Source organism: Belnapia sp. AC561, assembly GCF_979252845.1.
On sequence record NZ_CEEDBP010000467.1, the window covers coordinates 1 to 238 of the forward strand.

1 protein-coding gene is annotated in these 238 nt (G+C 69.3%); it reads left to right on the forward strand.

The features are described from left to right. Window positions 1-13: 13 nt before the first annotated feature. A partial coding sequence (locus AC0IW9_RS31875) for a transposase (protein WP_471652282.1) occupies window positions 14-238 on the forward strand: 225 nt, incomplete at its 3' end.

The window sequence follows — 238 nt, forward strand, 5'->3', positions numbered from 1 at the left end:
GCGCAGCACGGATATGCGGAACCTGTTGGACGGACTCTTCTACCTCGTCCGGACCGGTTGTCAGTGGCCGCACCTGCCACCGCCGCCAGCCTTCCCGCCGTGGCGCACCGTGTACGGCTCCCTGCGCGGCTTCCTAAGCGACGGGGTGTGGGAGAACATCCGCCACCACCTCATGGGAACGCTGCGCGAAGGCGCCAGCCGGGACGCCAGTCCCTCGGCGACGGTCGTCGACACCCAC